Annotated in this window: 1 protein-coding gene; it reads right to left on the bottom strand. The window is 71.3% G+C overall.

Going from position 1 to position 1,437, the window contains the following annotated elements; translation table 11 throughout:
* Positions 1–74: 74 nt before the first annotated feature.
* Positions 75–1,418 (bottom strand): sensor domain-containing phosphodiesterase, encoded by a 1,344-nt coding sequence (locus NBZ85_RS31075; RefSeq protein ID WP_261563416.1) that lies wholly within the window; start codon positions 1,416–1,418, stop codon positions 75–77.
* Between the last annotated feature and the right edge of the window lie 19 nt (positions 1,419–1,437).

Below are 1,437 nucleotides of genomic sequence, written 5' to 3' on the forward strand. Positions count from 1 at the left end.
ATCGCAGTCCACCGCCGTGTTCGTGGCGATCCGCGGGGTCACCGGCATGACCGTGACCGCGACCGCGGTGGCGATCACCGTCGCCTGGTCCTGGCGCGTCGCCCGGCTGGAGGGCCTGCGCGGCCCCCGCCCCCGCCCCAGCCTGGCCTGACGCGCGGCTCTCCTCGGCGGTCCGCCGGATCGGGGCCCGTGGGCGTCCCCGCGGCGCAGGCGAGGGAGACGCTGGGGGCGGGGGCGCCGAGGAGATATCCCTGACCGTAGGGGATTCTCACGTCGAGGGCGGTCTGACGTTCGGCGGGGGATTCAATGCCTTCCGCGATGACGCGGCCGCCGAACTCCTCGCTGATCATGACCAGCGCCGCGGCGGTTGCCCGACGGGCCGGGTCGGTGTCCATGCCGTGGGTGACCAGATAGTCCAGCTTCACGATGTCCGGGTGCAGCTCGAGGAGCTGTTCCAGACCCGCATAGCCGGTACCGATGTCGTCGGCGGCGATCCGCACGCCGCGGGCGCGTAGCTCCCGCACGCCGCGCAGGACCTCGGCGTCATCGCAGAAGTACTCGTGCTCGGTGATTTCCACGATCAGGCGTTGGCACGTCTCGTCGTCGCGGAGAACGTCGAGCAGTCCGGCGGTGATGGTGGCCGGCGAGGCGTTGACCCCGAGGTCGACCACGGCGGGTAGCTGGGGCAGCGCTCGCAGCGCCCGGCGGATCGCGGCCAGTTCCAGCTCGGCGCTGAGGCCGACGGTCGTGGCGTCGGAGTACCAGCCCCGTGGGCCCCGTTGTGGCTCGCGAGGCTCGCAGGGGAACCGGGACAGCGCCTCCACCGCGGCGATCCGACCCGTCGCCAGGTCGACGACGGGCTGGTAGACGATCGCGGGGCCGCCGGCGTCGATCATCCGGCTGATGCTGCGCCAGACCTGACTGTGGGCTTCCCAGATCCGGTGCAGGTCGACGACGGCGTCGCTGAGGTACGAGGCGACCAGGGCCAGAAACCGGCTGTCCCGCTCCCGAAGGTCCGGCCGCGGGTCGCGGCTGATGCAGCCGAGTACTCCGAACACCTCGCCGTCGCGGTCGGTCACCACCGTCGCCGCGTAGCACCCGATGTTCAACTTCTTCACGACCGGAACATCGATCATGTGCCGATTGTGCCGGGTGTCCGTGATCACCTTGGGGAGCGTTCCGGCCAGCAGGCTTTGGTAGAGCCTGGGATCGGGGCGGACCCTGACCCCGGGTGCCAGCCCGAACCGCCCACCGGCGCCGCTGATCACCTGGATGATGAGATCGTCGCCGTCCGCCCGTGCCAGGTAGGCGAGGTCCATCCCCAGGTGGCGGCGCAGTATCCCCAGCAGCTCCGTGACCGTCGTATCCGGCTCGATCCCGCCCGAGGAGGGTCCGGACGCCGGCTCCGCCCGTGCCATCGCCCCTCACCCCCAGCCG

The sequence above is a fragment of the Frankia tisae genome (assembly GCF_025403405.1).
GTDB lineage: Bacteria > Actinomycetota > Actinomycetes > Frankiales > Frankiaceae > Frankia > Frankia tisai.

Bases quoted from the DNA above. Each gene is read 5' to 3' on its own strand.
- NBZ85_RS31075 (WP_261563416.1), bottom strand. From the start codon at position 1,418: ATGGCACGGGCGGAGCCGGCGTCCGGACCCTCCTCGGGCGGGATCGAG.